The sequence below is a fragment of the Phytomonospora sp. NPDC050363 genome, assembly GCF_040655735.1.
Classification (GTDB): domain Bacteria; phylum Actinomycetota; class Actinomycetes; order Mycobacteriales; family Micromonosporaceae; genus Phytomonospora.
On the sequence record NZ_JBFAKK010000008.1, the window covers coordinates 76,522 to 102,330 of the forward strand.

General features: G+C 71.0%; 28 protein-coding genes. 13 read left to right on the forward strand and 15 right to left on the reverse strand.

What is annotated here, in order from left to right:
- Positions 1-37 precede the first annotated feature (37 nt).
- Positions 38-910: a GDSL-type esterase/lipase family protein gene (locus AB0I28_RS22215; protein WP_357496116.1), complete on the reverse strand. Its 873-nt coding sequence runs from the start codon at positions 908-910 to the stop codon at positions 38-40.
- 164 nt (positions 911-1,074) lie between these two features.
- Between AB0I28_RS22215 and AB0I28_RS22220 the strand changes: the two genes are divergently transcribed.
- Together AB0I28_RS22220 and AB0I28_RS22225 are read left to right on the forward strand one after the other, a co-directional pair.
- On the forward strand, positions 1,075-1,305 hold the full coding sequence (locus AB0I28_RS22220) for a LapA family protein (protein WP_357496118.1): 231 nt from the start codon (positions 1,075-1,077) through the stop codon (positions 1,303-1,305).
- Positions 1,306-1,389: 84 nt separating this feature from the next.
- Positions 1,390-2,796, forward strand: a complete 1,407-nt coding sequence (locus tag AB0I28_RS22225) for a glycosyltransferase 87 family protein (protein ID WP_357496120.1) — start codon at positions 1,390-1,392, stop codon at positions 2,794-2,796.
- 7 nt (positions 2,797-2,803) lie between these two features.
- Here the strand turns inward: AB0I28_RS22225 and AB0I28_RS22230 are convergent, their stop codons facing one another.
- Both AB0I28_RS22230 and AB0I28_RS22235 read right to left on the reverse strand, forming a co-directional pair.
- On the reverse strand, positions 2,804-4,873 hold the full coding sequence (locus AB0I28_RS22230; RefSeq protein WP_357496122.1) for a hypothetical protein: 2,070 nt from the start codon (positions 4,871-4,873) through the stop codon (positions 2,804-2,806).
- On the reverse strand, positions 4,870-5,643 hold the full coding sequence (locus AB0I28_RS22235; RefSeq protein ID WP_357496124.1) for a deoxyribonuclease IV: 774 nt from the start codon (positions 5,641-5,643) through the stop codon (positions 4,870-4,872). The genes AB0I28_RS22230 and AB0I28_RS22235 overlap by 4 nt, the downstream gene beginning before the upstream one ends.
- Positions 5,644-5,898: 255 nt before the next feature.
- Between AB0I28_RS22235 and AB0I28_RS22240 the strand changes: the two genes are divergently transcribed.
- Complete coding sequence (locus tag AB0I28_RS22240) at positions 5,899-6,735, forward strand: hypothetical protein (RefSeq protein WP_357496126.1); 837 nt, start codon at positions 5,899-5,901, stop codon at positions 6,733-6,735.
- 150 nt (positions 6,736-6,885) lie between these two features.
- Here AB0I28_RS22240 and AB0I28_RS22245 read toward each other — a convergent pair whose 3' ends face one another.
- On the reverse strand, positions 6,886-7,365 hold the full coding sequence (locus tag AB0I28_RS22245; RefSeq protein WP_357496127.1) for a tetratricopeptide repeat protein: 480 nt from the start codon (positions 7,363-7,365) through the stop codon (positions 6,886-6,888).
- 50 nt (positions 7,366-7,415) lie between these two features.
- Positions 7,416-7,919 carry a tetratricopeptide repeat protein gene (locus AB0I28_RS22250; protein ID WP_357496129.1) on the reverse strand — a complete coding sequence of 168 codons (504 nt, stop codon included), beginning with the start codon at positions 7,917-7,919 and terminating at the stop codon, positions 7,416-7,418.
- A 100-nt stretch (positions 7,920-8,019) separates the two neighbouring features.
- On the opposite strand from AB0I28_RS22250, the gene AB0I28_RS22255 reads away from it, so the two are divergent.
- The gene (locus tag AB0I28_RS22255) at positions 8,020-8,994 is read left to right on the forward strand and encodes a DUF5937 family protein (protein WP_357496131.1); all 975 of its coding nucleotides are present in this window, start codon (positions 8,020-8,022) and stop codon (positions 8,992-8,994) included.
- A 40-nt stretch (positions 8,995-9,034) separates the two neighbouring features.
- Here AB0I28_RS22255 and AB0I28_RS22260 read toward each other — a convergent pair whose 3' ends face one another.
- Positions 9,035-9,637 (reverse strand): TetR/AcrR family transcriptional regulator, encoded by a 603-nt coding sequence (locus tag AB0I28_RS22260; protein ID WP_357496132.1) that lies wholly within the window; start codon positions 9,635-9,637, stop codon positions 9,035-9,037.
- Between the two features lie 181 nt (positions 9,638-9,818).
- Here AB0I28_RS22260 and AB0I28_RS22265 point away from each other — a divergent pair, with 181 nt between their 5' ends.
- The 5 genes from AB0I28_RS22265 (at position 9,819) to rplI (ending at position 12,656) form a co-directional block, all read left to right on the forward strand.
- Positions 9,819-10,931: a hypothetical protein gene (locus tag AB0I28_RS22265; RefSeq protein ID WP_357496134.1), complete on the forward strand. Its 1,113-nt coding sequence runs from the start codon at positions 9,819-9,821 to the stop codon at positions 10,929-10,931.
- Between the two features lie 135 nt (positions 10,932-11,066).
- On the forward strand, positions 11,067-11,357 hold the full coding sequence (gene rpsF / locus AB0I28_RS22270; RefSeq protein ID WP_357496701.1) for a 30S ribosomal protein S6: 291 nt from the start codon (positions 11,067-11,069) through the stop codon (positions 11,355-11,357).
- 59 nt (positions 11,358-11,416) lie between these two features.
- The gene (locus tag AB0I28_RS22275; RefSeq protein WP_357496136.1) at positions 11,417-11,917 is read left to right on the forward strand and encodes a single-stranded DNA-binding protein; all 501 of its coding nucleotides are present in this window, start codon (positions 11,417-11,419) and stop codon (positions 11,915-11,917) included.
- A 39-nt stretch (positions 11,918-11,956) separates the two neighbouring features.
- Positions 11,957-12,196: a 30S ribosomal protein S18 gene (gene rpsR / locus AB0I28_RS22280; RefSeq protein WP_184792970.1), complete on the forward strand. Its 240-nt coding sequence runs from the start codon at positions 11,957-11,959 to the stop codon at positions 12,194-12,196.
- Positions 12,197-12,206: 10 nt separating this feature from the next.
- On the forward strand, positions 12,207-12,656 hold the full coding sequence (rplI, locus tag AB0I28_RS22285; protein ID WP_357496139.1) for a 50S ribosomal protein L9: 450 nt from the start codon (positions 12,207-12,209) through the stop codon (positions 12,654-12,656).
- A 73-nt stretch (positions 12,657-12,729) separates the two neighbouring features.
- On the opposite strand, the gene AB0I28_RS22290 is transcribed toward rplI, so the two are convergent.
- Positions 12,730-13,386: a hypothetical protein gene (locus tag AB0I28_RS22290; protein WP_357496141.1), complete on the reverse strand. Its 657-nt coding sequence runs from the start codon at positions 13,384-13,386 to the stop codon at positions 12,730-12,732.
- Between the two features lie 73 nt (positions 13,387-13,459).
- On the reverse strand, positions 13,460-14,476 hold the full coding sequence (locus AB0I28_RS22295; RefSeq protein WP_357496143.1) for a winged helix DNA-binding domain-containing protein: 1,017 nt from the start codon (positions 14,474-14,476) through the stop codon (positions 13,460-13,462).
- 88 nt (positions 14,477-14,564) lie between these two features.
- On the opposite strand from AB0I28_RS22295, the gene AB0I28_RS22300 reads away from it, so the two are divergent.
- The gene (locus tag AB0I28_RS22300) at positions 14,565-15,206 is read left to right on the forward strand and encodes a LysE family translocator (RefSeq protein ID WP_357496145.1); all 642 of its coding nucleotides are present in this window, start codon (positions 14,565-14,567) and stop codon (positions 15,204-15,206) included.
- A gap of 53 nt (positions 15,207-15,259) precedes the next feature.
- Here AB0I28_RS22300 and AB0I28_RS22305 read toward each other — a convergent pair whose 3' ends face one another.
- The 3 genes from AB0I28_RS22305 to purD all read right to left on the reverse strand — a co-directional run bounded on the left by AB0I28_RS22305 (position 15,260) and on the right by purD (position 18,561).
- The gene (locus tag AB0I28_RS22305; protein ID WP_357496146.1) at positions 15,260-15,859 is read right to left on the reverse strand and encodes a hypothetical protein; all 600 of its coding nucleotides are present in this window, start codon (positions 15,857-15,859) and stop codon (positions 15,260-15,262) included.
- An 11-nt stretch (positions 15,860-15,870) separates the two neighbouring features.
- Positions 15,871-16,884 carry a papain-like cysteine protease family protein gene (locus AB0I28_RS22310; RefSeq protein ID WP_357496147.1) on the reverse strand — a complete coding sequence of 338 codons (1,014 nt, stop codon included), beginning with the start codon at positions 16,882-16,884 and terminating at the stop codon, positions 15,871-15,873.
- 444 nt (positions 16,885-17,328) lie between these two features.
- Positions 17,329-18,561, reverse strand: coding sequence for a phosphoribosylamine--glycine ligase (gene purD, locus AB0I28_RS22315; protein WP_357496148.1), 1,233 nt, complete (start codon positions 18,559-18,561; stop codon positions 17,329-17,331).
- 72 nt (positions 18,562-18,633) lie between these two features.
- Between purD and purB the strand changes: the two genes are divergently transcribed.
- Complete coding sequence (gene purB, locus AB0I28_RS22320; protein WP_357496150.1) at positions 18,634-20,052, forward strand: adenylosuccinate lyase; 1,419 nt, start codon at positions 18,634-18,636, stop codon at positions 20,050-20,052.
- Positions 20,053-20,058: 6 nt separating this feature from the next.
- Here the strand turns inward: purB and AB0I28_RS22325 are convergent, their stop codons facing one another.
- The 3 genes from AB0I28_RS22325 to AB0I28_RS22335 form a co-directional block, all read right to left on the reverse strand.
- Positions 20,059-20,958, reverse strand: coding sequence for a hypothetical protein (locus AB0I28_RS22325; RefSeq protein ID WP_357496152.1), 900 nt, complete (start codon positions 20,956-20,958; stop codon positions 20,059-20,061).
- Between the two features lie 85 nt (positions 20,959-21,043).
- The gene (locus AB0I28_RS22330; RefSeq protein WP_357496154.1) at positions 21,044-22,228 is read right to left on the reverse strand and encodes an FAD-dependent oxidoreductase; all 1,185 of its coding nucleotides are present in this window, start codon (positions 22,226-22,228) and stop codon (positions 21,044-21,046) included.
- The gene (locus tag AB0I28_RS22335; protein ID WP_357496156.1) at positions 22,225-22,797 is read right to left on the reverse strand and encodes a TetR/AcrR family transcriptional regulator; all 573 of its coding nucleotides are present in this window, start codon (positions 22,795-22,797) and stop codon (positions 22,225-22,227) included. Before AB0I28_RS22335 ends, AB0I28_RS22330 begins: the two co-directional genes overlap by 4 nt.
- A 175-nt stretch (positions 22,798-22,972) precedes the next feature.
- Between AB0I28_RS22335 and AB0I28_RS22340 the strand changes: the two genes are divergently transcribed.
- Positions 22,973-23,971: a hypothetical protein gene (locus AB0I28_RS22340; RefSeq protein WP_357496158.1), complete on the forward strand. Its 999-nt coding sequence runs from the start codon at positions 22,973-22,975 to the stop codon at positions 23,969-23,971.
- A gap of 80 nt (positions 23,972-24,051) precedes the next feature.
- On the opposite strand, the gene AB0I28_RS22345 is transcribed toward AB0I28_RS22340, so the two are convergent.
- Positions 24,052-24,930, reverse strand: a complete 879-nt coding sequence (locus AB0I28_RS22345; protein ID WP_357496160.1) for a LysR family transcriptional regulator — start codon at positions 24,928-24,930, stop codon at positions 24,052-24,054.
- Between the two features lie 95 nt (positions 24,931-25,025).
- Between AB0I28_RS22345 and AB0I28_RS22350 the strand changes: the two genes are divergently transcribed.
- Positions 25,026-25,742, forward strand: coding sequence for an SDR family oxidoreductase (locus tag AB0I28_RS22350; protein WP_357496162.1), 717 nt, complete (start codon positions 25,026-25,028; stop codon positions 25,740-25,742).
- The last annotated feature ends 67 nt before the right edge of the window (positions 25,743-25,809 follow it).

A 25,809-nucleotide genomic window follows, 5' to 3' on the forward strand; every position in this document is an offset into this window, starting at 1 on the left:
GGGCTTTCGAGTCCCGGGGCCGTCGTCGTATCCGGGGTCAGGTCGCGCGCAGCCAGTTCTCGGCGAGGTCGGCGGCGACGGCGGCGCCGCGGTCGTTGAGGTGCACGCCGTCGACCAGGACCCGGTACCCGTTGGAGCGCCCGATCTCGTCCCAGTTCTGCCCGAGGTAGTAGTGCCGCAGTCCCGCCAGGGCCGCCGAGCCCAGCGAGAAGTCGCTGGGCTGGGAGCCGCCTTCGGCTCGGACGGTCTCGGCCAGGGTCTCGTTGAGCGGGAGGTAGGCGGCGCCGTGGGCGAGGGCGACCTCGGCGACGACCTGGTTGAAGCGGCCGAGGCGGCGGTTGCCGTCGTCGTCGAGGTCCTCGCCGAGGGGCTGGAGGGAGTAGAGGGCGATCTCGGCGCGGGTCTCGGTGTCCAGGCGCGCGATGAGGGCTTCGAGGTCGCGGCGGTAGTCGGCGAGGGCGGTCTCCTCGTCACCGTCGGCGGCGGCGAGGACGTTGTTGGTGCCGACGAGAACGGCGGCGCGGTCGGGGTTGACGGCGACGATGTCGTCGGCGCGGGCGAGGAGGTCGGCGGCGGTGTCGCCGTTGGATCCGGCGTTGACGAAGGTGTGCCCGTCGGCGGCGAAGCGGTCGCGGAGGAGGCCGACGAAGTCGGCCGATCCGATGCCGTGCACGGAACTGGCTCCGGCGATGACGACGACGGGGCCGTCGCCGGAGCGGTCGCCGTCGAGGAAGTCCTGGGGGTCGAGCGCGGGCGGGCGCAGGAAGGTCAGGTAGGCGAGGGGTGCCATGGCGGCGACGAGTACGAGGAGCGTCGCGGCGGTCCAGACGAGGGCGCGGCGGCCGCGCCCTCGTGGGCGGATGGGCTCGGCGTCTTCTCCGGTGGGGGCGAGCTCTTCTTCGGTGCGCATGAGATTAGGTTAGTGAGTATTCACTAACCATGCCACGTGGGGCCCGTCACTCCTGCACGCGACGGTCGTTCACGCCGATCGGGCCGCGCGGAACGCCCGCCGGAGCGACAATGGGCGTGGGAGACCGCGCCACGTCGCGGCCACGTCGAGCGGACGGGGGAGCCATGACCTCGACGACACCGGACACGCCCAAACGCGGCATCTCGATCACCCGCATCGTCGTCGGGCTGATCATCGTCGGCCTGGCGCTGTGGTTCGTCTTCGCCAACACCGGCACCGTGACCGTCCAGCTGTGGGTGGCGAGCATGTCGATGCCCATGTGGATCACGCTGCTGGTCACCTTCGCGGCCGGCTGGCTGACCGGCCTGCTGCTGCGCGGCCTCAGGAAGAAGTAACCCGCGCGACGGGCTCGCCGCGACGCTCCGGCGGGTCGCGCACGGTCGCGGCCGGACGTCCGCCCACCGCTACCATTAGCCACCATGACGCCCGTCCAGGCCGCCCCGTCCGACACCGACCCGGTGGTCCGCGAACTCTCCGAGGCCATCGGCGGCCCGGTCGGCGAGCACGCGATCCGCCCGCCCCGCCGTCGCTTCTGGACGGTCCTGCGGGTGGTGCTCTTCGTGGCGATCATCGGCTTCGCGTTCTCCTTCCTGCAGAAGTCGCCCTGCCGCGACGGTGGTTGGGCGGACAACAGCCAGTACAAGCAGTTCTGCTACACCGACGTGGTCGCGCTCTACTACGCCGAGAACATCTCCAACGGCGCCGTCCCCTACCGCGACCACCCCGTCGAGTACCCCGTCCTGACGGGCGTCTTCATGGGCGTGCTCGGCCTCCCGGTGTACTGGATGGGCCAGGGGAACCCCGCCCTCGACCAGGCCCGCACCTTCTTCGACATCAACGCCGTCGTGCTGTCGTTGCTCGGGATCGGGGCCGTCGCGGCGATCTGGGCCCTGCGCAGACGCCGGCCGTGGGACGCGATGATGCTCGCGGCGGCACCGGCGATCATCTACACCGCGACGGTCAACTGGGACCTGCTGGCGGTGTCGCTGGCGACGTTCTTCCTGCTCGCCTTCGGGCGCAAGTACTTCGTGTGGGCCGGGATCCTGCTCGGCCTGGCGGTCGCGGCGAAGTTCTATCCGCTGCTGTTCGCCGGGCCGATGCTGCTGCTCGCCTGGCGGTCGAGACGCTACGCCGAGACCATGCTGACCCTGGGCACGGCGCTGCTCACCTGGGTCATGGTCAACGCGCCGGTCGCGCTGCTGTGGCCGGAGAGCTGGAAGCGCTTCTTCGAGCTGAACTCCGAGCGCGGCATCGACTGGGGCACGCTCTGGTACGTCCTGCGCTTCCTCACGCCCTCCGAGGGCGTGCACCTGCTCGACGGCCGCTCGTTCCTCAACTCCGCCTACCTGCTGCTGTTCGTGGTCGCCTGCGTCGGCATCGCCGTCATGGTCGCCTTCGCGCCCCGCAAACCGCGCCTGGCGCAGCTGCTCTTCCTCGTCGTGGCCGCGTTCCTGCTGACCGGCAAGGTCTGGTCGCAGCAGTACGTCCTGTGGCTGCTCCCGCTGGTCATCCTGGCCCGCCCCAAGTGGGGCGCGTTCCTGGCCTGGCAGTGCGCCGAGCTGTTCTACTTCCTCGCCTTCTACGGCGAACTCATCAACGCCAGCGGCGGCTTCGCGTTCCCCGAGTGGGTGTTCATCGTCGCCTCGCTCGGCCGGATCACCACCGTCGCCGTGCTGTGCGCGCTGATCATCCGCGAGATGTGGCGGCCCGAGCTCGACGCGGTCGCCGGGTACGCCGTCGACGACGACGAGGACTCCGTCTACAAGGGAGACTCGCTGCTGTCGCCGACGGCGCTCGGTACGGCCGAGAAGCCCGCCACGGCCTGACGGCCCGCTACGACAAGGTGAACACGACGATCTCGCCGAGATCGGCCACGAGCACCGTCGGGTCGGTCGGCGGGAAGTCGAGGACGTGCTGCCAGGAGGTCCCGGCGATCTTCTCGCGCTGCACCACGACCGTCTTCACGCCGAGCCGGCGCATTGCGGCGACCGCGTTGGCCTGCGGGAAGGAGACCGCGATGTCGAGGATGCGGTCCTGCGTCCTCGGCACGAAGGTCGCCGCCCCGTTGACGACCTGCGGGTAGCCCTGCGAGGACCACAGCATCGCCAGGGCGTCATCGGCGCGCGAGGACGGCAGCATCAGGGTCGGCCCCTGGACGGTCGCCAAGGCGGCGGGCGCCTGCGGGACGGTCGGATGCGCCATCACCGAGACGCCTTCGAGCAGCACCAGCACGACCGGCAGGAACAGCGCCACCCGGCCCAGCAGCGGCCGGTGGACCGGTTCGCGCGGGTCGATGCGGCGCTCGACGGCCATGTCGTGCAGGCGGTCGCCGAGCCGCGTGATCGTTCCCGCGGCGAGGATCGCCAGCACGATCGTCACGTAGAGCACGAGCCGGCCGCTGACGCGCAGCGCCTCGAAGCCCGGCAGGTAGCGGTGCAGGGCCGCGTAGGCCCACTCGCCGTCGTCGAGGAAGTTCGTGCCCATGGTGAGCACGATCCCGGCGACCAGGCCGATCGCGAGGAACCAGCGCTGGCGGCGAGACCACGCCGAGTACAGGAAACCGGCCAGCCCCAGGCCCAGCAGCGCGAAGCCGACCAGCAGCGTCGTCTCGGCCGGCCAGTACATCGCGTCGCGGGCCGGTGCGTGCAGTCCGCCCCACAGCCACGACTCGGCCGGCGCGGTGATGAAGCTCAGCCACGACGGCGAGAAGCGGTCGGCGAGGTCGAGGTCGGTCACCGCGTACGGGTACTGCTCGGCGACCCGGTAGTACGGAATGGACAGCGCCACGGCGGCGCCGGCGAAGACCAGCGCGCCGATGCCGTCGGCGAGCAGGACCCACTTCGGGATCCGCGGGCGCTTGGCGAGCAGCCAGGCGATCGCGGCGACGACGACGATCCCGGCGAGCAGGTACCCGAAGGGGACGCCCATGCCGAAGCCGAGGGTCAGCTGCCACACCGCGACGCCCCAGCCGGCCGCGACCCAGCCCCAGCGTGCGCGGCGGTGGCGGTATCCGCGCCGCATCGACCAGCCGTGGCCTTTGGCCAGCATCGCCAGGGCCAGCAGGATCCCGCCGACGGCGACGATCTGGATGTGCCCGGCCTGCGCCAGGCGCCACGGCGCGAAGGCGAGGGCGGCGGCGCCGAAGACGGCGCCGGGGACGCGCGATCCGATCTGCCGCAGGAGGGCGTAGGCGCCGAACACGACGAGCGCGACCGACAGCACGTAGAGGACGTTGTAGCGCAGCAGCGCCGCTTCCTGGCCGTGGCCGATGGTCCCGGCGGGCGCGAAGCCGAGGAGGGTGTCGCCGAAGGCGTAGCTGAGCGACTGGCCGAAGAAGACGTTGAGGTCGAACAGGTTCAGCGGGTCGGTGATCAGCGCGTGGCCGCCCCAGCCGATGAGATAGGCCGACACGAGGGGGTCGCCGGCGTCGTGCGGGATGGTGTGCGTCGGGTCGGCCATGGCCGGCCAGGTCATCCCGACGGCGGCCAGGACGCTGATGACCGCGGCGATGCTCCACTCGTGGCGGGCGACGAACCACGCGCGGACGCGGGCGCGCCGCCAGCGGTCGAGCTCGGCCGGGTCGGGGCCGTCGTCGTCCACTGTGGATCCGGTGGCGAACCTGTGCCAGGGGTCGGCGTCGGAGGCTTCGAGGAGGTCCTGCTCGGCGCTGAGGACCGAACCGCGCCGGGGCTCGGGAGCGGTCTCGGTGGTGAGCGGTTCGGCGACCGTCGTCGTGCCCGCGGCCTCGGCCGGGTCCGGCTCCTCGACGGCCGGTTCGCCTGCCTGGCTGGGAACCGCGGCCTCCGGGGGTTCCTTCGCGGGGCTCTGCTCCTTGACGGAGCCTCGCTCCTTGGTCGAGCCCTGCTCTTCGGTCGACTCGCCGGGGGTGGTCTCGGTCGTCATTTCAGAAGCTCTCGCAAGGTCGTGATGTCCTCGGACTGCTTGGCCGCCCCGCCCTTGGTCTCCACCACTGCCGGGCATCCCGCCTCGCGGATGACGTGCGCGATCGCCTCGGCGCCGATCTCGCCCTTGCCGATGTTGGCGTGGCGGTCGCGGCCGGAGTCGAAGCCGTCGAGGGAGTCGTTGGCGTGCACCAGGTCGATGCGTCCGGTGATCGCCTTGATGCGGTCGACCACGTCGGTCAGGTCGAGGCCGCCGGCGTGCGCGTGGCAGGTGTCGAGGCAGAAGCCGGGGTCGTACTCGCCGATGGCCTCCCACAGCCGCTCGATCATCTCGTAGCGGCGAGCGCAGGCGTGCTCACCACCGGCGGTGTTCTCGATGAGGACCCTGGTCGGCAGGCCGCCCTCCTTCTCCGCGTAGGCGAAGGCCTTGCGCCAGTTGTCGAAACCGGTGGCGATGTCCTCGCCGTCGCGCACGTGTCCACCGTGGACGATCAGGCCCTTCGCGCCGACCTTGGCGGCGGCCTTGGAGTGCTGGAGCATCAGGCGGCGGCTGGGCACGCGGATGCGGTTGTTGAGCGAGGCGAGGTTGATGACGTAGGGGGCGTGAACGAACACGTCGACGTCGGCTTCGGTGATCGCCTCGGCGTCCTCGCGAGCCGCCGGGGCCTTCCAGCCCTGCGGATCGGCGAGGAAGAACTGAACGAGGTCCGCGTCGCGCGCGGCCGCCTCGGCGAGTGGATCGACGTCGTCAACGTGTGCCCCGATGCGCATGCGGGTGAGCCTATCTGGTCGATGCGCCCCCGTGACGGCGTGATTACCAGGGACTCGGGTCTTTCGCAAGGGCAGCGTGCCTGTCTAAGCTTGGTGCGATGCCACCCGAAACGGCACATTCGGGCGTGGATCGAGAATTTTCTTCGCCGGTGCGCGTCACCGCCGAACATTCAGATCGTTACCTCCGATAGAAGCTTTCGACCTGGGGACCGACTCATGACGTTAAGCATCCGAAGAACGGCGAAAGGGGCCCACGTGCGTCACCGCAGGAAGTCGTCGAGAACGGTCAGCCGGCGCTCGGTCGCCATGACGGTCTCGGTGCTCGGACTCGGTGGCGCGATGCTGCTGGGCACTCCGTTCGCCTCGGCCGAGGAGACCACCGACGGCAAGTCGGTCACCTTCGACGGCGGCTGCGGTCTGCTCGGGCTGGTGGCGCCTTCATCGAAGCCGGACCCGGCCGAACTGGAGGTCCTCGCCGAGACCAAGGTGACCTTCACCAACGACCTCGGCCGCGACGCCGTCCTGCACATCGGCTCCACCACGGTCGATGTTCCCAAGGACGAGTCGAAGGTCGTGACGCTGGACGCCAAGTCCGTCGAGGTCGCGATGATCCCCGACTGCATGCTCGAACACGGCCTGTTCGAGAAGATGGAGAAGGCGACCATCACCGTCAAGGGCAGCACCGCGCCGCCCGACGACGTCGACCCGACGCAGCCTCCCGGTGACGACAACGGCGGCGGATCCGGCGACGGCGGCGACGACGAGGGCAAGCCCGCCGACGCCCCTGATTCCGGCAACCGGCCCGAGGTCGACACCGACCGCCCGGTCGCCGAAGGCGCCGTCCCGCCCGACTCCGGTGCCAAGGCTCCCGACGACGGCAACGGCCCGGCCGCACCGGTCGGGGGCAACACCCCCGGCGCCGGAACCGGCAGCGGTCCCGGCAACGACTTCGCCGTCGAACCCGTCGGCGGGGACGTGACCAACAGCGGCTCGACCGGTCTGCTCGCGCTCATCGCCACCGTCTGTCTGGTCGGCGTGGGAGCGGCGGCCGTTCGGACGGTCGCACAGCAGCGTTCGTCGGTTGCCCGCTAGCCCGGGAGCCCGGCAGAATACCCAGCTAGATCGAACCCTTCAGCAAAGGCCCCGCGGGGCATCGGATTTACGCACACGGTGTGGTCGTTCCTCCCCAGGTCCCACCCAGCTTGCGGATCCGGTGCCCCGCGGTCTCTCTTTTCGCGGCCGCTACCCCAGCTCGGCGACGTAGTGCAGCAGCGAACGCCGGTAGCGGGTCATGTGCCCGCCCAGCGCGCCCAGCGTCAACGCCAGCGCCTCCCGGTCGCGGCCCGCGCTCGACAGCGCCAGCGCGAGGAACGCCGTCACGGCGTCGTCGAGGTCGTCGGAGGTGCGCTCGCGCTCGGCGGTGAGCAGCGCGACGGCCCGCTCGTGCTCGCCGACGTTGCGGTGGGAACTCGCCAGCTGGATCACGCACTGGCGCCTCCGGTCGCCGTCGAGGCCGGCGGCCAGGGCCTTCTCGTAGAAGCCGATCGCGGCCCGCTCGTCGCCGGTGGCGTCGCGGGCGCCGCCCCGCTCGAAGAGCCCTGCCGGGTCTCCGGCGGGCAGTTCGGCGGCGAGCGCGTCGATCCGCTCGATGTAGGTGTCCTCGTCGTCGGAGGCGAACACCTCGTCGACGCGGTGCTGCCAGTTCTCGTCGGCCGCGGTCATCGCGTGCTCCCTCCCGGCGCCCACCCGGCGGTGGACGCCTGGATCATCGCTCAGGCCGTCTCGGGCTCGACGAGCAGGCGGGCGTAGTTACGGGTCGAGCGCTGGTAGCGGGGCAGGTGCGCGGCCATGGCGGTGACCACCATGGACAGTCCCTCGCGTTCGCGGCCGAGGTCGGCGAGGGCGAGCGCGGACATGACGACGACGGCGTCGTCGAGTTCGTCGCTGGTGCGCATCCGCTCCTCGGTGAGCAGGGCGAGGGTCTCGGCGGGGCGGCCGAGGTTGCGGATCGAGCTGGCCATCTGGATGACGACGCGGCGGCGGCGCACGCCTTCGAGGCCGAGCGCGAGGGCGCGGTCGTAGAGGGGGACGGCCTTGTCGGAGTGGCCGGTGGAGTCCCAGGCGCAGGCCCGCTCGAAGAGCGAGACCGGATGGTCATCGCCGAGGACGGCGGCGTGGTCGGCGATGAGTCGGCGGAAGTCGGCGGGGTCGTGGTCGTCGATGGCGGCCCACAGTTCGTCGTTGCGGGTTTCCCACTCGGGGGTCACGGCGGTCATGTCGTTCTCCTCAGTTCGTCGGTGCTTCGGCAACCCTGCGCAAGCGGGCTACCGTTGATCAAGAGATTCGGGGAGATCCGAATCATTCGAGAGGACCGGTGTGCCCGTCACCCTGCGCTTCACCCCCGCCGACCTGGGACGGACCCGCTTCGCGGTGTCCCCGGTGTGGGAGACCCTCGCGGCAGTGCGGCTCACCTCGCCCGAGGAGGGCAAGGGCCCGCACGCCGCCTGGTTCGACGCGCTCCCCCGCGACCTCGACCTGCGTCCGATCACCATCCTCCAGCCCCGGCGCGGCTACTCCCCCGACTTCTGGACCCCGACGCCGCTGGGGCCTGCGACGACGTTCGCGATGGACCTCGCGCGCGTCCGGCTCACATCGCCCGCGCGCGTCCGCGCCGAAGTCGAGCGCGCGCTCGCCGAGCGCCCCGGCGCGGCCGACAGCGAGATCGGCCGTCTCCTGCTCGGCGAGCCCGCCGGGGTCCTGGCGTTCCTGTGCGACCTGATCGCGCGGGCGTGGGAAACCCTCGTCGAGCCGCACTGGACGAAGGTGCGCGCGCTCCTCGACGCCGACCTCGGCTTCCAGTCGCGACGCCTGGCCGAGGGCGGCCTCGACAGCCTCTTCGCCGAACTCCACCCGGCGCTGCGCTGGCACGACCACGTCCTGACCCGCTCGCGCGGCGACGCCGAGCACCGCGATCTCGTCGGCGAGGGCGTGGTGCTGATGCCGAGCGCGTTTCGGTGGGACCAGGTCATCGTCATCGTCGACGAGCCGTGGCAGCCGACGGTCGTCTACCCCGCGCGCGGACTGGGCACGCTGTGGGAGACGGCGACCCGGGAGACCGATCGCGCGCTCGGGCGGCTCCTCGGCCACACGCGCGCGACGCTGCTGCTCGGGCTCACCGAGCCGGCGACCACGACCGGCCTCGCCCACCGCTACGCCTACGCCGCCGGAACGGTGTCGGAGCACCTGAAGATCCTGCGCGACACCGGGTTGATCGCCGGCGAGCGCCACCGGCACGAAGTCCGCTACCTCCGGACCGAGCTCGGCGACGCCGTCGTGGGCGGACCGAGGTGATGTTTCACGTGAAACACAGCGTCACGTCGTGGTCGCGCGGTCAGCCTCGGGGGCCGCGCACGGACTGCCAGACGCGTTCGGGGATGAGGCGGGCGGCGTCGTTCATGTCGATGCCCGGGTCCCCGGCGAGCCAGCGCTTGGTCGTCGCGGCGACCGGGCCGCAGACGAGCAGCTCGATCATCACCGGCGCGAGCGGCTGGATGTGCCCGGAGACGAGGTAGGGGTTGAACCACATGACGATCTCGCGGTAGAGGTCGGCGGGTTCGGGATCGACCGGCTTGGCGTTGTCGGGCAGGTAGCCGGCGTAGGGCAGGAAGTGCACGATGCGCGCCTTCGCCGGGTTCTTCGCGCTCCACTCCAGGTAGCCCGCGGCCATGGCGCGAACACCGTCGGCGGCGTTGTCGTGGGGGTCGAGGCAGGCGAGCAGCTCGGTGAGCAGGTCGGCGGTGCAGCGGTTGTAGAGCGTCGCGGACAGGCCGTCGAAGTTGCTGAAGTGGTGGTAGAGGCTGCCGACGCTCACACCGCTGAGTTCGAGGACCGCGGTGAGGCTGAACCCGTCACGCCCGCGCTGGCTGTACACGTCGAGGGCGGCGTCGAGCAGCCTGTCGACGGTCTCCTGACCGCGTTTGGCGGGCACCGGCATCACCTCTCCTTGACAGGGCTAGAGAATATCTCTAGAAATGGCTTCTAGTCCAGGTCGGCGCAAACGACAGGCCACGAGGACCCCCACCCTTGGCATTGTCGCCCCACCGCCGCCCACTCGTCGAACACGACGACGGCGTGGCGCCCACCGACCGGGCACCACCCTCAGGGAGAAGACCCCCATGCGCACACGGACACTCGCCCTCACCGCGACCGCGGCGCTCGCCCTCACCGGCTGCGCACCCGACGGCGTGCTCGTCACCCCCGACACGATGCCCGCCGAGTCGCTCGCCCTGGTCGAAGCCGGCCTCGACGCTCTCGCCGCCCGGCCGATCATCGCCTTGGAGGGGACGCAGAACAGCCTCACCTCCAACGTCGACGAGGTCCAGGTCTCGTGGCAGGTCACCGCGGGCGGGTTCGCCTACGGCACGGCCGCGACCGGGGAGTACGAGACCGGGATGCTCTCCGCCGAAGGGCTCGTCTTCGTCCGCGCGTCGGAGGACTTCTGGCTCGCCGACAGCAACTACGAGGAGTCCGTCAAGGGCATCGGCGACGACTGGGCCCGCGTGTACGACCAGGGCTGGATCGACCCCGGCGAGTTCATGACGCCGCCGGTCTACGCCGATGGCCTGCGCGAGGCGATGGACGAGGCGGGCGTCTTCTTCCGGCCGTTGCCCGAGGCCGTCGCCTACGCCGGCGGGCTCGCGCACCCCGTCGAGGTGGGCGAGGGCACCGTGCACATCGCCCCCGACGGCGCGATCGTCGGCATCGAGGGCGTCGCCGTCACCGGACTCAAGGAGACCGGCGTCGACTTCACCGGGAACGTGACCTTCCCCGACCGCGCGGCCGTCGAGAGCCTGCGCGAGGAGGTGCTCGGCGAGGTCGCCACCCTGGGGAAGGTGCGCTGGTACGACAACATCTTCAGCTCCCTCGAAGACGAGCAGGTCGACATCGACTGCGCCAACGGAGGCGTGTGCACGCTGTCGATGAAGGTCGGCCTCCCCCGCGCCGAGGAGGAGAAGGACGACGACTTCTCCTTCATGGTCGAGCTGTCCGCGCGGGCCTGGGTCACCGACGGCGACGAGGAGAGCTGCACCGACCGCGCCGAGGTCGCCGCCGGCAAGACCGTGAAACTGTCCTGCAAGGCGCGGGTCCGGCTCACCGGCGACGCCGAGACGTGGATCAGCGGGGAGGGCACCGCGCAGATGCTCTACGCGATCTACCGCACCGACGTCGCCGGACTCACCGAGGCGGTCGGTGGCGAGCTGGAGCGGACCCTGGCGGCGAGCGGCTGACCTGCCGTAACTCGCTGTCGGCGGCTCGTGTACCTTTGTTGAGTTGCGCTGCGGGCGTCTCTCGCGCGCGACACGCAAAGGCCCTCCTGCCACGGACAGTCCGTGGCCGACGAGACCATAGGAGGTGGAGAAGTCTTGCGTCATTACGAGGTCATGGTGATCCTGGATCCCGATCTTGAGGAGCAGAAGGTCACCCCGTCGCTGGACACGTACCTTAACGTGATCCGCACTTCGGGCGGGACCATCGAGAAGCTCGATGTGTGGGGGCGTCGTCGTCTCGCATTCGAGATCAACAAGAAGAGCGAAGGCATCTACGCCGTCATCGACCTGCACTCCACGCCGGAGGCTGTCGCTGAGCTCAACCGTCAGATGCGGCTCAACGAGTCGATCATGAGGACGAAGGTTCTTCGTCCCGAGATGCACTGACACACCCCACTGATAGACCTAATCTCACGCCACGTTAAGCGACCCATCAAGGAGTGGTCATGGCAGGAGAAACCGTCATCACGGTCGTCGGGAACCTGACCGACGATCCCGAGCTTCGATTCACCCCGTCCGGTGCCGCCGTGGCGAAATTCCGGGTGGCCTCCACGCCGCGCTTCTTCGACAAGGAGAAGAACGCGTGGACCGACGGTGAGCCGCTGTTCCTGGCCTGCAACGTCTGGCGTCAGGCCGCGGAGAACGTCGCGGAGTCCCTCACCAGGGGTTCGCGCGTCATCGTTCAGGGCCGGTTGAAGCAGCGCTCGTACGAAACCCGCGAGGGTGAGAAGCGCACCGTCATGGAGCTGGAAGTCGAAGAGATCGGTCCGTCGCTGAAGTTCGCCTCGGCGAAGGTTCAGCGCATGGGACGCGAAGGCGGCGGCGGTGGTGGCGGCGGTGGCCGTTCCTCCGGCGGCGGCGGTGGCGCCCCGATGGACGATCCCTGGGCTACCGCTTCCCCGGCTGGTGCGTCGGCCGGCTCGTTCAACGACGAGCCCCCCTTCTAAACCCGCGCTCCTCAAGCACGCAAGAAAGGCACCAACACCATGGCGAAGGCTCCGCCGATCCGCAAGCCTAAGAAGAAGGCGAACCCTCTCGACAAAGAGGGCATCACCTACGTCGACTACAAGGACACGGCCCTGCTGCGCAAGTTCATCTCCGACCGCGGCAAGATCCGTGCCCGCCGCGTCACCGGTGTGAGCGCCCAGCAGCAGCGTCAGATCGCGCGCGCGATCAAGAACGCTCGCGAGATGGCCCTCCTGCCGTACACCGCGACGACCCGCTAAGGAGGCGAACGTGAAGATCATCCTCACCCAGGAGATTTCCAACCTCGGCTCCGCCGGCGACATCGTCGACGTGAAGCCCGGCTACGGCCGCAACTACCTGCTGCCGCAGGGCTTCGCGATCGCGTGGACCAAGGGCGCCGAGAAGCAGGTCGCCACGATCAAGCGCGCCCAGTCGGCGCGTGAGATCCGCAGCCTCGACCACGCCAACGAGGTGCGCGCCCAGCTCGCCGCCGTTCAGGTTCGCCTGACCGCGCGCGCCGGCTCCGGCGGTCGCCTGTTCGGTTCGGTCACCCCGGCCGAGATCGTCGACGCGGTCAAGGCCGCCGGCGGTCCCGCGCTGGACCGTCGCCGCCTCGAACTGACCAGCCCGATCAAGGCGCTCGGCCAGTACCAGGTCAACGTCAAGCTGCACCCCGAGGTCACGGCCGGCTTCAAGCTGGACGTGAACGCGGCGAAGTAGCTCGCGTAGTTCGAAAGCAGCGGCCCCGGGTTTCCCGGGGCCGCTTCTTCATGCTCGCCGGCGAGATCCGCTCCTACGACCGCGGTGTGCTGTCCGAGCGCCACGTCGTCAGACGGGGACGTCCCGGCAGTTCGGTGCGCCCGGTGGACCACAGCAGGGTGAGCCAGGGATCCTCGCCGGCCGGAGCCTCGGGAAACAGGCGGGCGAGCACCCGCGAGCAGAGAGCGGAGGGCGGGGCCCAGGCGAGCCCGAAGCCGACCGCCAGATCGTGCGTGTGCACCAGCGTCTCCTGCAACGCCAGCGCCGCGAAGCCCTCGGGGTCCGACACCCCGGCGGCGTGGTGGGCGCGGACGTGGGGCGGCGTGGTCCGCACCATGGCGACCAGCAGCGCGCCGCACGCCTCCAGCACCTGCGCCAGGCCCGCCGGTCCCGCGTCACGCTCGGCGAGGAAGAAGACCGCAGGTCCGTTCGGCCAGCGCCGGCTCAACGCGAAGGGCACATGGGTGTCCAGCGGAGGGCTTTGCGGCCCCAGTTGCACCGCGTAGTAGAAGAGGTCGTTGGCGAGGTGTTCGGCGGTCTCCCAGCAGTTCCACTCCAGCGAACCGGCCTTGGCGTCCCACCGGTCGGCGGGTGCGTCGCGAAGGACGCTCACGGCGAGCCGCACGGCGAGGTCGACGTCGTCGGCGGTGACAGGAGACGAGCTCGAACCCGTTTCGGCTGATCGAGACATCGCATCACCGTATCGCGAGGGACGTGGGCGAGCCCTCGGGCCAGTGCGCCGGTGATCGGTTCCGGTCAGTGCACTACAGGCCCTCGACGGCGTGCTCGGCGCCCGGCGCGAGGAAGTTGAGCAGGGCGGTGGCCTCGTCGCCGACCTGGGACCCCTCGGCCGGGGTGAACGCGCGAGCGGGGCGCAGCCGCAGGGTCGCGCGGGCCTCGGTGCGGGAGAGTTCCCAGGTGGCGGAGGGGAAACCGTCGACGAGGACGGTGCCCTCGCTGTCCCCCGGAAGGAAGCGCACGGGCGCGGGCGTCGCGGGGTCGGGGATCTCGGCGCCGGGCAGGTCGAGCAGGGTTTCCCCGGCCGCGCCGGTATGAGTGGGCAGGTCCATCAGCGCGACGACCTCGGCCAGGCGGGACAGCCCCGACCACGCCTCCAGCTCCCGGACCGAGGCCGGACCGGCGGCGGCGAGCCTGCGCCGGATGAGCCGCTCCGGGTCGGGCTCGGCAACGCGCCGCCCCAGCCAGGTCTCCACGGTCATGTACACCGGCTCGGCGCCGCCGGCCGGCCACGCCTCGCGCGGCGGCACCGCGACCAGCCCCGTCAGGTGGCCGACCGCCACGGCCAGCGACTCCGGGCGCCGCTCGCCCCAGCCGACCTCGCGGCCGTGCGCGGCGAGCGAGCGGCCGAGGTCGGCGGCCGACAGGGGGCCGTCGCGGTCGACGATCGCGCGACCGGTGGCGGTCAGCTCCCGCAGGTCGATGCCCTCGACGGAAGGGCCGAGCGCGCGCCGCATCAACCGCTGCCTCGCCGGGGCGAGAGTGGGCAGCGCCCACAGGCAGTCGGCGGCGGTCACCAGGTGCGGGCGCGAGCCGGCCAGGTCCGTCAGGACGATCTCGCCGTCCAGGCGCAGGCGCGTGGTCGTCTCCGGCCGGTAGGCCGACAGTCGCGCCCACAGACCGATGTGGATGTCGCGGCAGGAGTCCCCGCGCAGGCCGGCGAGGCGTTCGAGTGCCTCGGTCACGGGAAGATTCGAGCGCCCGAGCAGCAGCGAACGGGAGAGCCGGGCGCGGTTGAGGGCACGATCGTCGATCTTGGGCACCCGACCATCCTGACTGGTGGGACGAGCCGACCGGGTACGGCGAGGCCGGAGTCACAATGAACTCCGCGAAACGGAGAGGACGACCCCGATGCCTCAGCTCAGTCAGCTCGCGGGTTTCGCGGCGATGGCCTTCGTGCTCATCGCCGTGCCCGGCCCCAGCGTGCTGTTCGTGATCGGGCGCGCGCTCGCGCACGGCCGCCGGACCGCGCTGCTGACCGTCGCGGGAAACACCGTCGGCGCGTTCGTGCAGGTCACGGCGGTCGCCTTCGGGATCGGCGCGATCGTGGCGAAGTCGGCGGTGGTGTTCTCGGTGCTCAAGTTCGCCGGGGCCGCCTACCTGGTCTACCTCGGGGTGACGGCGTGGCGGCAGCGGCGTGACCTGCACGCGGTCTATGAGGCCACCGGTGTCGAGCGCGGTTCGGTGTGGTGGACGATGCGCGACGGGTTCGTCGTCGGCGTGACCAACCCGAAGGCCGCGGTGTTCTTCGCCGCCGTGCTCCCGCAGTTCGTACAGCGCGAGGCGGGCGGGGTTCCGGCGCAGATGGTCGTGCTCGGCGCGCTGTTCTGTGTGCTCGCGTGCGTCATGGACGGTGCGTGGGGGCTGGCCGCCGCGGCGGCCCGGCAGTGGTTCGGGCGCTCGGAGCGGCGGATGGCGATGGTCGGCGGGACCGGCGGGCTGGCGATGATCGGTCTCGGCGTGACCATCGCGGTCACCGCCCGCAAGGACTGACGGGAATCCCGCCCGGGACACGCGGTCCGGGGCGGGAGGCGTCGGGGTTTCGGCTAGGGGACGGCCGGTCCGTGCGGCTCCGACGACGGTGACGGGCGGGCCGAGGGGCGGTTCTGCGTCGTCAGGGCGCGGAAGAACTCCACCGCGGGAACGAGTCTGCCCTCCTTGCCGATCGGTGAGGGCGCCAGCGGCACCAGCAGGTCGGTGACCGGCGAGTGCAGCCACAGCGCCATCACGTACAGGGCGGGGATGCGCAGCAGGCGCAGTTCGAAGCCGCCGACGGCGAGCTGCGGCAGGCCGCGGATCGCCTTGACCGCGTTGTCGGTGGCGGCCACGAAGGGGCCTTCGGTGAACTGGGTCAGCTCGTGCGTGCCGTCGTCGGCCTCGCTCGTCTCGGCGCTGGCGATGAGGGCGCCGTCGTCTTCGACGAGGAAACGCCAGCCGCCCGGGCGGGCCTGGTCGAGTCCGTGGCCGGCGGCGATGTCGTCGAGGCCGAGCGTGTAGATCCGGTGCGGGGTGGACACGTCGAGCCGTTCCTGGCTCGCCTGACTCAGGGCGCGGGTGGTGAACCGCGCGCCCTCGGCGAACTCGGTGAGCTTGGCGCGGATGGCGTCGGGGGCGCCTCGGGGTGGGGTGGGCAGGTTCAATGCCATGGTTCGACTCCTCAGCCCTTGGTCGTCGTATAGGTGGTGCGCCAGGTGCCGCTGTCCTTGTACCGGTTGAGGAAGTTGTCGTAGGTGACGTCGGAGTCGCCGTCCCACGGGTCGGCGACGCTGACGTACTCGACACCGTTCGACACGAATCGGCCGCGCACGACCACGGCGTGGCCGCCGCCTCCGGCCCAGTAGGTGCCGACACCGAAGGGCGCCGACTTGTTCATCTCGGCACCGACCTCGACCAGCGACAGCGCGCGGTTGAGGTACTGGTTGAGGTTTCCCGTGCGGCGCAGGGCCAGGTCGGGGTACCAGGGTCGGTTGCACGCCGTGCCCGAGCCGGCCGCGCCGCAGCAGTTGTCGAGCTCGTACTCTTCGTTGACGAGCTTGCACTGGGTCCAGGCGGTGGCCGGGTCGTAGTAGGCGTTGATGCTGACGGTGGTGGCCGCCCAGCACCATTGGGTCTGCTGCTGGTGCTGTTCGGCGAAGGCGAGACGCTGGTCGGCCATGGCGATGACGAACTTCTCGTGGCTGCCGCCGTTGGCGTTGAACTGGGCGTTGACCAGTCCGCCGCCGGCGCCGGCCGGGGCGGTGAGGCCGGTGGCGATCATCCGGAGGAACACGTTGGGAGAGGCGACCGACTCGATAGAGAAGGAACCGTCCGGTTGGGCGTTGAGCTTGAACTTCTCCCGGGCACCGCCATTGGCGTTGAACTGGCAGTTGACCTTTCCTCCACCGTTCGTGGTCTGGGTGGTCACTCCGGTTCCGTCGAGGCGCAGGTAGACGTTGGGGAATGCGATCGACTCGAAGGAAAAGCTGCCGTCGGCCTGCTTGCGGAGCTTGAACTTCTCATAGGGGCCGGTGGCGCCGGGGGCGAACTGGCAGTTGACGGTGCCGGCGCCCTCGGTGGTGGTGGAGGTGACGCCGCGGCCGTCGAGCCGCAGGCAGACGTTGGGGAAGGCGGTGGAACGGATGGTGATGGGAGTGTCGCCGAGAATAGCTAGTTCAGGTGCTGATAACGGCATCTGTGGACCCTTTCGGGTTGGGCTGGAGTCAGGTCAGTCGCCCGGTTCTCGGGCATGGGGAACCGTGGAGGAAATCGCGGGGTTGCGAAGGAGTTCTGCTCATCGTGACCGAGAGATCGCTTTACGTTGTTCCTTATAAGAATATGGTCGCCGAGGGTCGGGAGTGTCAACCGGCGTGTGGTCGGAGTTGGCCAGGGTTCTCAAACTGTTGACGGCATTTTCACGGGTGCGGAAAGAGGGCACCACTGCACTGCGGGAATCGCGTGAAGCTTGGACGCGGCGTGCTTTTAGCGGGCGTGCACTGAGCCCGTCGTCCCCACCACGGCGAGGTCGCCGGGTTCGGTTTCCAGAACTCTGGCGACCTCTACGACCCGGCCGTCGCTGCCGTGTTCGTCACCGCCGCGGCGATCGCGGCGGCGGTCTCCCTTCGCCGAAGGGACCGCGTCAGCCCTTCGACGCCTTGAGCGCGATGTCGGTCCGGTGCTGCGAGCCCGCCAGCCCGATCCCGCCGACCAGGGCGTAGGCCGCCTCGCGCGCCGAGGTCAGGTCCGCGCCGGTCGCGGTGCAGCACAGCACGCGCCCACCCGCCGACACCAGCGCGCCCGCCTCGTCGCGCGCGGTCCCGGCGTGCAGGACCCCGGGGACACCGTCGGCACCGGTGATGACCTTGCCCGTCACGGGCTTGTCGGGGTAGTTCTCCGACGCGACGACCACGGTCACCGCGTTTCCCTCGCGCCACTTCAGCGCCGGCACCGTCGCCAGTTCCCCGCGCGCGGCCGCCCACAGCAGCGCCCCCAGCGGCGACTCCAGCAAGGAGAGCACCACCTGGATCTCGGGGTCCCCGAAGCGGCAGTTGAACTCGATGACCCGCGGGCCCTCGGCGGTCAGCGCCAGGCCGCAGTACAAGACCCCCACGAACGGGTTGTCCCGGCAGGCCATCTCGGCGAGCGTCGGCTCGGCGACGGTCCGCATGATCGTGTCGACCAGGTCCTCATCGGCCCACGGGAGGGGCGTGTAGGCGCCCATGCCCCCGGTGTTGGGGCCCTCGTCGTTGTCGCGGATGCGCTTGAAGTCCTGCGCGGGCAGCAGCGGAACGGCCGTCGTGCCGTCGGTGATGACGAACAGGGAGACCTCCGGCCCGTCGAGGTACTCCTCGATCACGACCCGCTCGCAGGCGGCGGCGTGCGCCAGCGCCTCCTCGCGCGAAGAGGTGACCACGACGCCCTTGCCGGCGGCGAGGCCGTCGTCCTTGACGACGTAGGGCGGGCCGAACTCGTCGAGCGCGGCCGCGGCCTCCTCGGGAGTCGAGCAGCCGTGGGCGCGCGCGGTCGGCACACCGGCGTTCGACATGACCCGCTTGGCGAACTCCTTCGAGCCCTCCAGCGCGGCCGCCTCCTTCGACGGACCGAACACCGCGATGCCCTTGGCGCGCACGGCGTCGGCGGCACCCGCCACGAGCGGCGCCTCAGGGCCGACGACGACCAGGTCGGCGCCCACCTCGACGGCGAGCGCGGCGATGGCGTCGTTGTCGGAGATGTCGACCGGCACGCACCGGGCGACCGCGGCGATCCCGGGGTTTCCCGGCGCGCAGATCAGTTCGGTCACGGACGGGTCGGCGGCGAGGGCGAGCGCGAGGGCGTGCTCCCGGCCCCCGGTGCCGATCAGGAGAGTACGCACGCCATGAGGTTACGTGTCACGTCCGCGACCGGCCCCACCAGCACTCCCCACGGGGGATGCGAGGATGACCGGGTGATCCCGAACGTGCTCGCCGCCCGCTACGCGTCCCCCGAGATGATCTCCCTGTGGGACCCGGCCGCGAAGATCCGTGCCGAACGCCGACTGTGGCTCGCCGTGCTCAAGGCGCAGGCCGACCTGGGCGTCGACGTGCCCGAGGGCGTGGTCGAGGCCTACGAGTCCGTCCTCGACGACGTCGACCTCGACTCGATCGCCGAGCGCGAGCGCGTGACCAGGCATGACGTGAAGGCGCGCATCGAGGAGTTCAGCGCGCTCGCCGGGCACGAGCACATCCACAAGGGCATGACGAGCCGGGACCTGACCGAGAACGTCGAGCAGCTCCAGGTCCGCGACTCGCTGCGGCTGGTCCGCGACCGGATCGTGGCGACGTTGGCGCGGCTGGCGTCGCGGGCCGTCGAGTACACCGACCTGGCCATGGTCGGGCGCTCCCACAACGTCCCGGCGCAGGCGACGACGCTCGGGAAACGCTTCGCGTCGGCGGCCGAGGAACTGCTGATCGCCTACGAGCGCGTCAGCGACCTGCTCGGGCGCTACCCGCTGCGGGGCATCAAGGGCCCGGTCGGGACGAGCGCCGACCAGCTCGACCTCCTCGACGGCGACGCGGCGAGGCTGGCGCGGCTCGAAGAGCGGGTCGCCTCGCACCTGGGTTTCACGCGTGTCTTCGACAGCGTCGGACAGGTGTACCCGCGCTCGCTCGACTTCGACGTCGTGTCGAGCCTGGTGCAGTCGGTGGCGGCGCCTTCGTCGCTGTCGCTGTCGATCCGGCTGATGGCCGGCGCGGAGCTGGCCACGGAGGGCTTCAAGGCCGGCCAGGTCGGCTCCTCGGCGATGCCGCACAAGATGAACACGCGCTCGACGGAGCGGGTCAACGGGCTGGCGGTGATCGTGCGCGGGTACGCGTCGATGGTCGGCGAGCTGGCCGGCGACCAGTGGAACGAGGGCGACGTGTCGTGCTCGGTGGTCCGCCGGGTCGCGTTGCCCGACGCGTTCTTCGCCGCCGACGGGCTGTTCGGGACCTTCCTGACCGTGCTCGCCGAGTTCGGGGCGTTTCCCGCGGTGGTCGAGCGTGAGATCGAGCGGTACTTCCCCTTCCTGGCGACCACGAAGATCCTCCTGGCGGCGGTCCGCCGGGGTGTGGGCCGCGAGCAGGCGCACGAGATCATCAAGGACAGCGCGGTCGCGGCGGCCCTGGCCATGCGCGAGCAGGGCAGCGCGGACAACGACATGCTCGACCGGATCGCCGCCGACGGCCGCCTCGGCCTGTCGCGCGCCGACCTCGACGCGCTGATCGCCTCGCCGCTGGAGTTCACCGGCGCGGCAGGCGCGCAGGTGGCGGCGGTCGCCGCGCGCGTGGCGAAGGTCGTCGAGGAGCACCCGGCGGCCGCGGCGTACGTGCCGGGCGCGATCCTCTGACGCGGGTCAGGCCGCGAGCTTGGCGGCCACCTCGTTGATGGTGTCGATGACGACGACGCGCAGCACCTCGGCGCGGACACCGTCGCCGGCGCCGTTGACGATGAACTCGGCGGTGAGCAGCAGGTTCCCGTCGTGGACCTGGACGAGGACCTGGCGGGTCGCGGTGTCGGAGGCGTCGAAGGCGATCGCGGGGATGTCGAGGCCGTCGGTGGGCAGCGCGACGGGGTGGAGGTCGGCGTTGGTCGCGAAGTCCTGGGCGGCGCGCGCCTCATCCTCGAAGAACTGGGCCGACACGCGGAAGGTCCCGGTGGCGCCCTCGTCGCCGTACTCGTCGACGTTCGTCAGGTTCAGCGTGCACTGGTGCGAGCGCGAGTCGCCGTAGTCGCGGGTCGTGTCGTTCCAGTTGTCGACCGACAGGACGTAGCCGACGCGCAGCCTGTCGACCTCCTTGCACAGCCCTCCCCCGCCGGGTTCCTGGTGGGCCGCGCCGGGCGCGGTCGGCGGGACCTGGGCCTTGTAGCTCTGCGGGTAGGACGGCGAGCCGGCGGTCATGCCGTCGACGGTGTCGTCGCCGCCGAGGAACGCGTACCAGCCGCCGAAGGCGCCGAGCCCGCACAGCGCGAGTACGGCGACCACGACGATGACGATCACCCCGGCGTTGCTCTTCTTCGCGGGGAGGGGACGCGGGGGTCCCGGCGGTGGGGGCGGGGGACCGTAACCGCCGGGGGCGGGGGGTGGGCTGTAACCGGCGGGCGGCGGCGCCGGGTGCTGCGGTGGCGGCGGGCCCAGCGTGTACTGCTGCGGCGGCCCGTTCTCCCCGAGCACCGGTGGTGGCGGGACCGCCGGGAAACTCAGCGGACGCAGCTCGCCGCTCGGGTTCGCCTGCTCGGGATGGGGGTGGGACACACTCGCTCCTTCGGCCGGGGTGGCTGAGGGACCAGTGTCAGGCGGGAGACCCGCGGAAATCTTGAGTCGACCTTGAGCGGGCGGGTCACGCGGCCTTCCCGCCGGTCAGGTCGGCGGCACCGAGCACCGGTTCGTGGGACTTCCCGACGAGGGCGGTGCTGAACATCCGGTTGATCCCCGGGATCGCCATCGCCTTGATCGCCATCCGCCGCGCGAACAGGCGCCCCCTGCTCGGCGGCAGGAACCACTCCGCGCCCTGACGGCCCCGGCGCTGCCGCTCGGTGACGACCGGCATCCACCGGCGCTCGAACTCCGTGAGCGCGCCGGCGACCGTCGGCTCGGCGCGCAGAGCGCCCGCCAGGAGGTGGGCGCCGGCGATGCCGAGCGAGGCGCCCTGACCGGCCAGGAGGGAGACCGCGTAGGCCGCGTCGCCGAGGACGACGACCCGGTCGCGGTGCCAGGACGGCATCTCGACCTGCGCGACGAGGTCGTAGTAGATCTCCTCGGCGGCGGGCAGCGCCGCCAGCGCCCTCGGCACGATCCAGCCCAGGTCACCGTAGGTTTCCCGCAGCGTCGGACGCGGGTCGGCGGGGATGTCGAGGGAGTCGGTGCGGTGCACCGTGAACACCGCGACGCGGCCGTCGCGCAGCCCGTAGAAGCCCATCTCGCGGTCGACGCTGTCGGTCAGCGCGAAACGCGGCCCGACGGTCTCGCGCACCTGCGGGTCGTCGAAGATGAAGGCGGCGGTGTGCAGGCCGAGCGGGCGGATGAAACCCGTGCCGAAGACCAGCTCGCGGGTCCGCGAGTGGATCCCGTCGGCGCCGACGAGCAGGTCGGCCTCGACGCGGGAGCCGTCGGTGAAGGTGGCGGTCACCCCGTCGGGACCGTTGTCGATCCCGGCGATCCCGAGCCCATAGCGCGGCTCGACGCCCGCCGTTTCCCGCAGCGCCAGCTCCAGGTCGGGGCGCATGATGCTGAGCAGGTCCCCGTCGATGCCCTCCTTGAAGCTCTCGTAGGCGATGCCCGCGCGGCGGCGGCCCGCGCGGTCGAAGTAGGCGACCTCCTCGACGTTTCCCGCCAGCTCCGTCAGCCGGGGTTCGAGACCGGCCCGGCGAGCGGCCTCGTAGCCGGGCCCGAAGAAGTCGATCATGTAGCCCTGGGCGCGCGGACCGGGCGCCTTCTCCACGAGCGTGACGTCCCAGTCGAGTTCGCGCAGACGGGCGGCGGTGGCCAGACCGGTGATCCCGGCGCCGACGACGACGGCTTTCATGACGGGTTTCCTTCCCGTTCGGGGTGCAGGATCGCGCGCAGCACGGCCTTGGTCCCGACGAGGTCGAGGGCCGGGTCGAGCGCCTTGTGCAGGGCGAGCCCGTCGAGGGCGGCGGTGAGGACCGTCGCCGTCGGCGAGGGGGCGGGGTGACCGTGCGAGGCGAGCCAGCCGGCCAGCGAGGAGTTGAACGCGGCGGTGAGCTCGCCGACGCGGCGGCGCAGGTCGGGGTCGCGGGTGGCGGCCAGGTAGGTCTCGCTGAACAGCAGGGAGATCGCGCCGGGTGCCTCGGCGATCGTGCCGACGAGAAGGTCGAGGCCGTCGTCGAGGGAGAGTTCGGCGGTGAGCGGCGCGGTGTCGGCGAACCGCGCGATGGCGCCGGTCGCGGCCTCGTTGAGCAGCGCCGGGAGGCTGGCGAAGTGGTAGTGGACGAGGCCGGGCCGCACGCCGGCGCGCTCGGCGAGGATGCGGGTGCTGACCGCGTTCCAGCCGAGTTCGGTGATCAGCTCCACCGCCGCGGCCAGCAGGCCGCGGCGGACCTCGCGGCCGCGTTCCGTCGCGATGCGTTCCATGCGCCCTCCAGGTTTGGACGATCGCCCTGGGCGATCGTCCAAAACTATACCCCGGTCGGAGTAGGAGGGCGCGAACTACTCCTGGGGGTGCACTGCCGAATGCCTCCCGCAGTCCGATGACGTGCGGTTTCTCCTGAAGGACCATCGAGGTCAGCCCAGAGAAATGGAGACCCTCATGCCGCTCCTGCGCCACATCGAAGCGATCCCGCCCGCCCGCGCGACAGGCCTCCTCGCCGAGGTCTACCGGCAGATCGACGCCGAGTTCAGCAGCGCCGGGCCGGCCGTGCGGATGACCTCGCCCGCACCGGAGCTCATGGCCGCCGGGTGGGCGCTGATGCGCGAGGCCCAGCTCGTCGGCGAGGCTCCCGCCGTCACCAAGGCCATCGTCGCGCTGGGGGTCTCCCTGTGCAACGGCGTCGACTACGACGTCGAGGGCTACCTGGCGATCCTGCGTGCCCTGGGTGCCGTCGAGACCGCCGAGGCGATAGCCGCCGGCGGGCTGCCATCCGACCCGGAGTTCGCCGAGCTGCTGTTCTGGGCGCGCTCGACCGGCGGCTTCAGCCCCGAGCCGGTTCCCGCCGAGCACGCCGTCGAATACCAGGGCACCGCCCTGTTCACCCACTACGTCAACCGGATGGTCGCCGCGTTCCTGCCCGCCGGGCTGCGCCCGGGCGGCATGCGCGCCGAGGACCCACCTGCCTTCGAGGGCGCGCCCGTCCTGCGCGAGCTGACCCGATCGCGCGAGCCGGGCACGTCCTTGGCGCTGATCTCGGGAAACCCGACCCGGCAGGCGCCCGACTGGGCGGGGGACACCCCGATCGGGGCGGCCTTCGCGGGACTGTCGGCGACCGCCGCGCAGGGTTCGGCCTTCCTGAGCGCCGAGGGGCGCGATCGGGTCAGCGAGGTCATCGCCGTGCACAGAGGGCTGATCACACCCGGCTTCGACCTCGGTGCGGTGCTCGACGACCTCGATGACGGCGACCGTGCCGCCGCCCGCGTGGCGATCCTCGCGGCCCTGGCGCCCCACCGCCTCCAAGACGCCGAGGTCGCGGCCTGGCGCGCGACGAACCCCGCCTTGAGCGACCACTGCACGGTCTTCCTGGTGGCGTACGGCGCGATGGCGGCCGTCGACCACATCGCCGAGCGGGTGGGGGCGGGTGAGGCGGTGTCTTGATGTTCAGTTCGCAGAAGATCGGTAACGATATGGCCCCGGCCGGCCCCCGTTGGCATCCGCGGAGTCGGGTGGCGAGGAGTTCAGGGCGTGGGCGCGGCTGGTGGCGTGTTGCGAACCCCGGCTGCGGCTTGGGCCAGTGCGGCGAGGGCCGGTGAGTGGTGGCCTGCCGGCCATGCGAGCACGGTCGTGATCTCGGGGGCGTCGATGACGGGCACCGCGACATGGTCGGGCCACTGCCAGGCGCGGCTGGAGGCAGGGATGACGAGCAGGGTCTTGCTGAGCGCGACGAGCTGAGCGAGTTGTGACTGGGTGTGCACCTCCGGCCCGGGACCGTCGGGGTAGGAGCCGTCGAGCCGGGGCCATCGGGCGATGGGAAGGTCCGGCACGTTACCGACGTCCGCGAGGGTGAGCTGGGGACGTGCGGCGAGCGGGTGTCCCGATGGGAGGAGTGCGACTTGGCCTTCGGTGCAGAGGTCTTCGGTATCGAACCCGGCCAGGTCGTCGACCGGCCGGTGCATGAGGGCGACATCTGCCCGACCGCTGCGCAGGAACCGTGCCTGCTCACCGACCTCGCACAGGACGACTTCGACCGGTGCTGTATCGGTGACGGCTGCCGACGAGGCGAGGAGTTGTCGCAGCAGTTCGTGTGATGCGCCGGCTTTCGTCACCAGTACCAGTGGCCGCTGGAAATCCTCGGCCCGCCGGGTCCGGCGCGCGGCAGCGGCGACCGCATCGAGGGCTACCCGGGCTTCGCGCAGCAGGACACGGCCGGCGCCGGTGAGGGCCACCCCTCGTCGGTCCCGGTCAAGGAGCTGGACGCCGAGCCGGCGTTCCAGCTGCCGGATGGCGCGTGACAGCGGCGGCTGTGAGATCTGGAGCCGCTGGGCCGCACGCCCGAAGTGCAGCTCCTCGGCGACCGCGACGAAGTACCGCAGCTCACGGGTTTCCAGGTCGTCCATGCGCACACCTATCCACCCTGTGATACCCGTCGGGTATCACAGCCTACTTGATCGATATTGGACGAAACGGATGCCGCGCGCTGAGTATGGGCAGCGTGAACAACACCAGGACCGCGCTTGTCACCGGCGCGAACAAGGGAATCGGCTTCGCCATCGCTCAGGGTCTGGGATCCCTCGGCTTCACCGTCGCCGTGGGGGCGCGTGACGATGTCCGCCGCGAGGAGGCCGTGCAGCGGTTGCACGCCGCAGGCGTGGACGCGTTCGGAGTCGCCCTCGACGTCACCTCCGACGCGAGTGTCGCCGCAGCGGCGGCGAGCATCGAGAAGGAAGCCGGGCGACTCGACGTCCTCGTCAACAACGCGGGAATCTCCGGCCGGTTCGCCGACGGGGCGCAGGACCCCACGACCCTCGACCTCGACGTCCTGCGCACGGTTCTGGAAACGAACGTCTTCGGGGTGGTCCGGGTGACGAACGCGATGCTCCCGCTGCTCAGCCGTGCCGCCTCACCCCGGATCGTCAACATGTCCAGCAACATGGGCTCGCTGACGCTGCGGACCGGTCCGGTCATGGCCGCCTACGCACCCTCCAAGTCGATGCTCAACAGCGTCACAGCCCAGTACGCCCGCCGATTCGCTGACACGAACATCATCGTGAACGTGGCATGCCCCGGGTACGTCGCCACCGACTTCACCGGATTCGCCGGGGAGCGAACACCCGAGCAGGGCGCCGCGATCGCCCTTCGTCTGGCCACCCTGCCCGACGACGGCCCCCGAGGCGGCTTCTTCGACGACAAGGGAGCCGTCGCCTGGTAACTCGCGCGCGAGAGCGCCGCGGTGCCAGCGGACGCGCCACGCCCTCGCCAGGAACCGGGGTGCACTC

Coding starts and splice junctions, on each gene's coding strand:
- AB0I28_RS22335 (WP_357496156.1), bottom strand. CDS start 22,797: ATGGAACGCATCGCGACGGAACGCGGCCGCGAGGTCCGCCGCGGCCTG.
- AB0I28_RS22310 (WP_357496147.1), bottom strand. CDS start 16,884: ATGCCGTTATCAGCACCTGAACTAGCTATTCTCGGCGACACTCCCATC.
- AB0I28_RS22225 (WP_357496120.1), top strand. CDS start 1,390: ATGACGCCCGTCCAGGCCGCCCCGTCCGACACCGACCCGGTGGTCCGC.
- AB0I28_RS22275 (WP_357496136.1), top strand. CDS start 11,417: ATGGCAGGAGAAACCGTCATCACGGTCGTCGGGAACCTGACCGACGAT.
- AB0I28_RS22245 (WP_357496127.1), bottom strand. CDS start 7,365: ATGACCGCGGCCGACGAGAACTGGCAGCACCGCGTCGACGAGGTGTTC.
- AB0I28_RS22230 (WP_357496122.1), bottom strand. CDS start 4,873: ATGACGACCGAGACCACCCCCGGCGAGTCGACCGAAGAGCAGGGCTCG.
- AB0I28_RS22220 (WP_357496118.1), top strand. CDS start 1,075: ATGACCTCGACGACACCGGACACGCCCAAACGCGGCATCTCGATCACC.
- AB0I28_RS22250 (WP_357496129.1), bottom strand. CDS start 7,919: ATGACCGCCGTGACCCCCGAGTGGGAAACCCGCAACGACGAACTGTGG.
- AB0I28_RS22340 (WP_357496158.1), top strand. CDS start 22,973: ATGCCGCTCCTGCGCCACATCGAAGCGATCCCGCCCGCCCGCGCGACA.
- AB0I28_RS22260 (WP_357496132.1), bottom strand. CDS start 9,637: ATGCCGGTGCCCGCCAAACGCGGTCAGGAGACCGTCGACAGGCTGCTC.
- AB0I28_RS22265 (WP_357496134.1), top strand. CDS start 9,819: ATGCGCACACGGACACTCGCCCTCACCGCGACCGCGGCGCTCGCCCTC.
- AB0I28_RS22300 (WP_357496145.1), top strand. CDS start 14,565: ATGCCTCAGCTCAGTCAGCTCGCGGGTTTCGCGGCGATGGCCTTCGTG.
- rpsR (WP_184792970.1), top strand. CDS start 11,957: ATGGCGAAGGCTCCGCCGATCCGCAAGCCTAAGAAGAAGGCGAACCCT.
- AB0I28_RS22290 (WP_357496141.1), bottom strand. CDS start 13,386: ATGTCTCGATCAGCCGAAACGGGTTCGAGCTCGTCTCCTGTCACCGCC.
- AB0I28_RS22305 (WP_357496146.1), bottom strand. CDS start 15,859: ATGGCATTGAACCTGCCCACCCCACCCCGAGGCGCCCCCGACGCCATC.
- AB0I28_RS22330 (WP_357496154.1), bottom strand. CDS start 22,228: ATGAAAGCCGTCGTCGTCGGCGCCGGGATCACCGGTCTGGCCACCGCC.
- AB0I28_RS22345 (WP_357496160.1), bottom strand. CDS start 24,930: ATGGACGACCTGGAAACCCGTGAGCTGCGGTACTTCGTCGCGGTCGCC.
- AB0I28_RS22215 (WP_357496116.1), bottom strand. CDS start 910: ATGCGCACCGAAGAAGAGCTCGCCCCCACCGGAGAAGACGCCGAGCCC.
- AB0I28_RS22235 (WP_357496124.1), bottom strand. CDS start 5,643: ATGCGCATCGGGGCACACGTTGACGACGTCGATCCACTCGCCGAGGCG.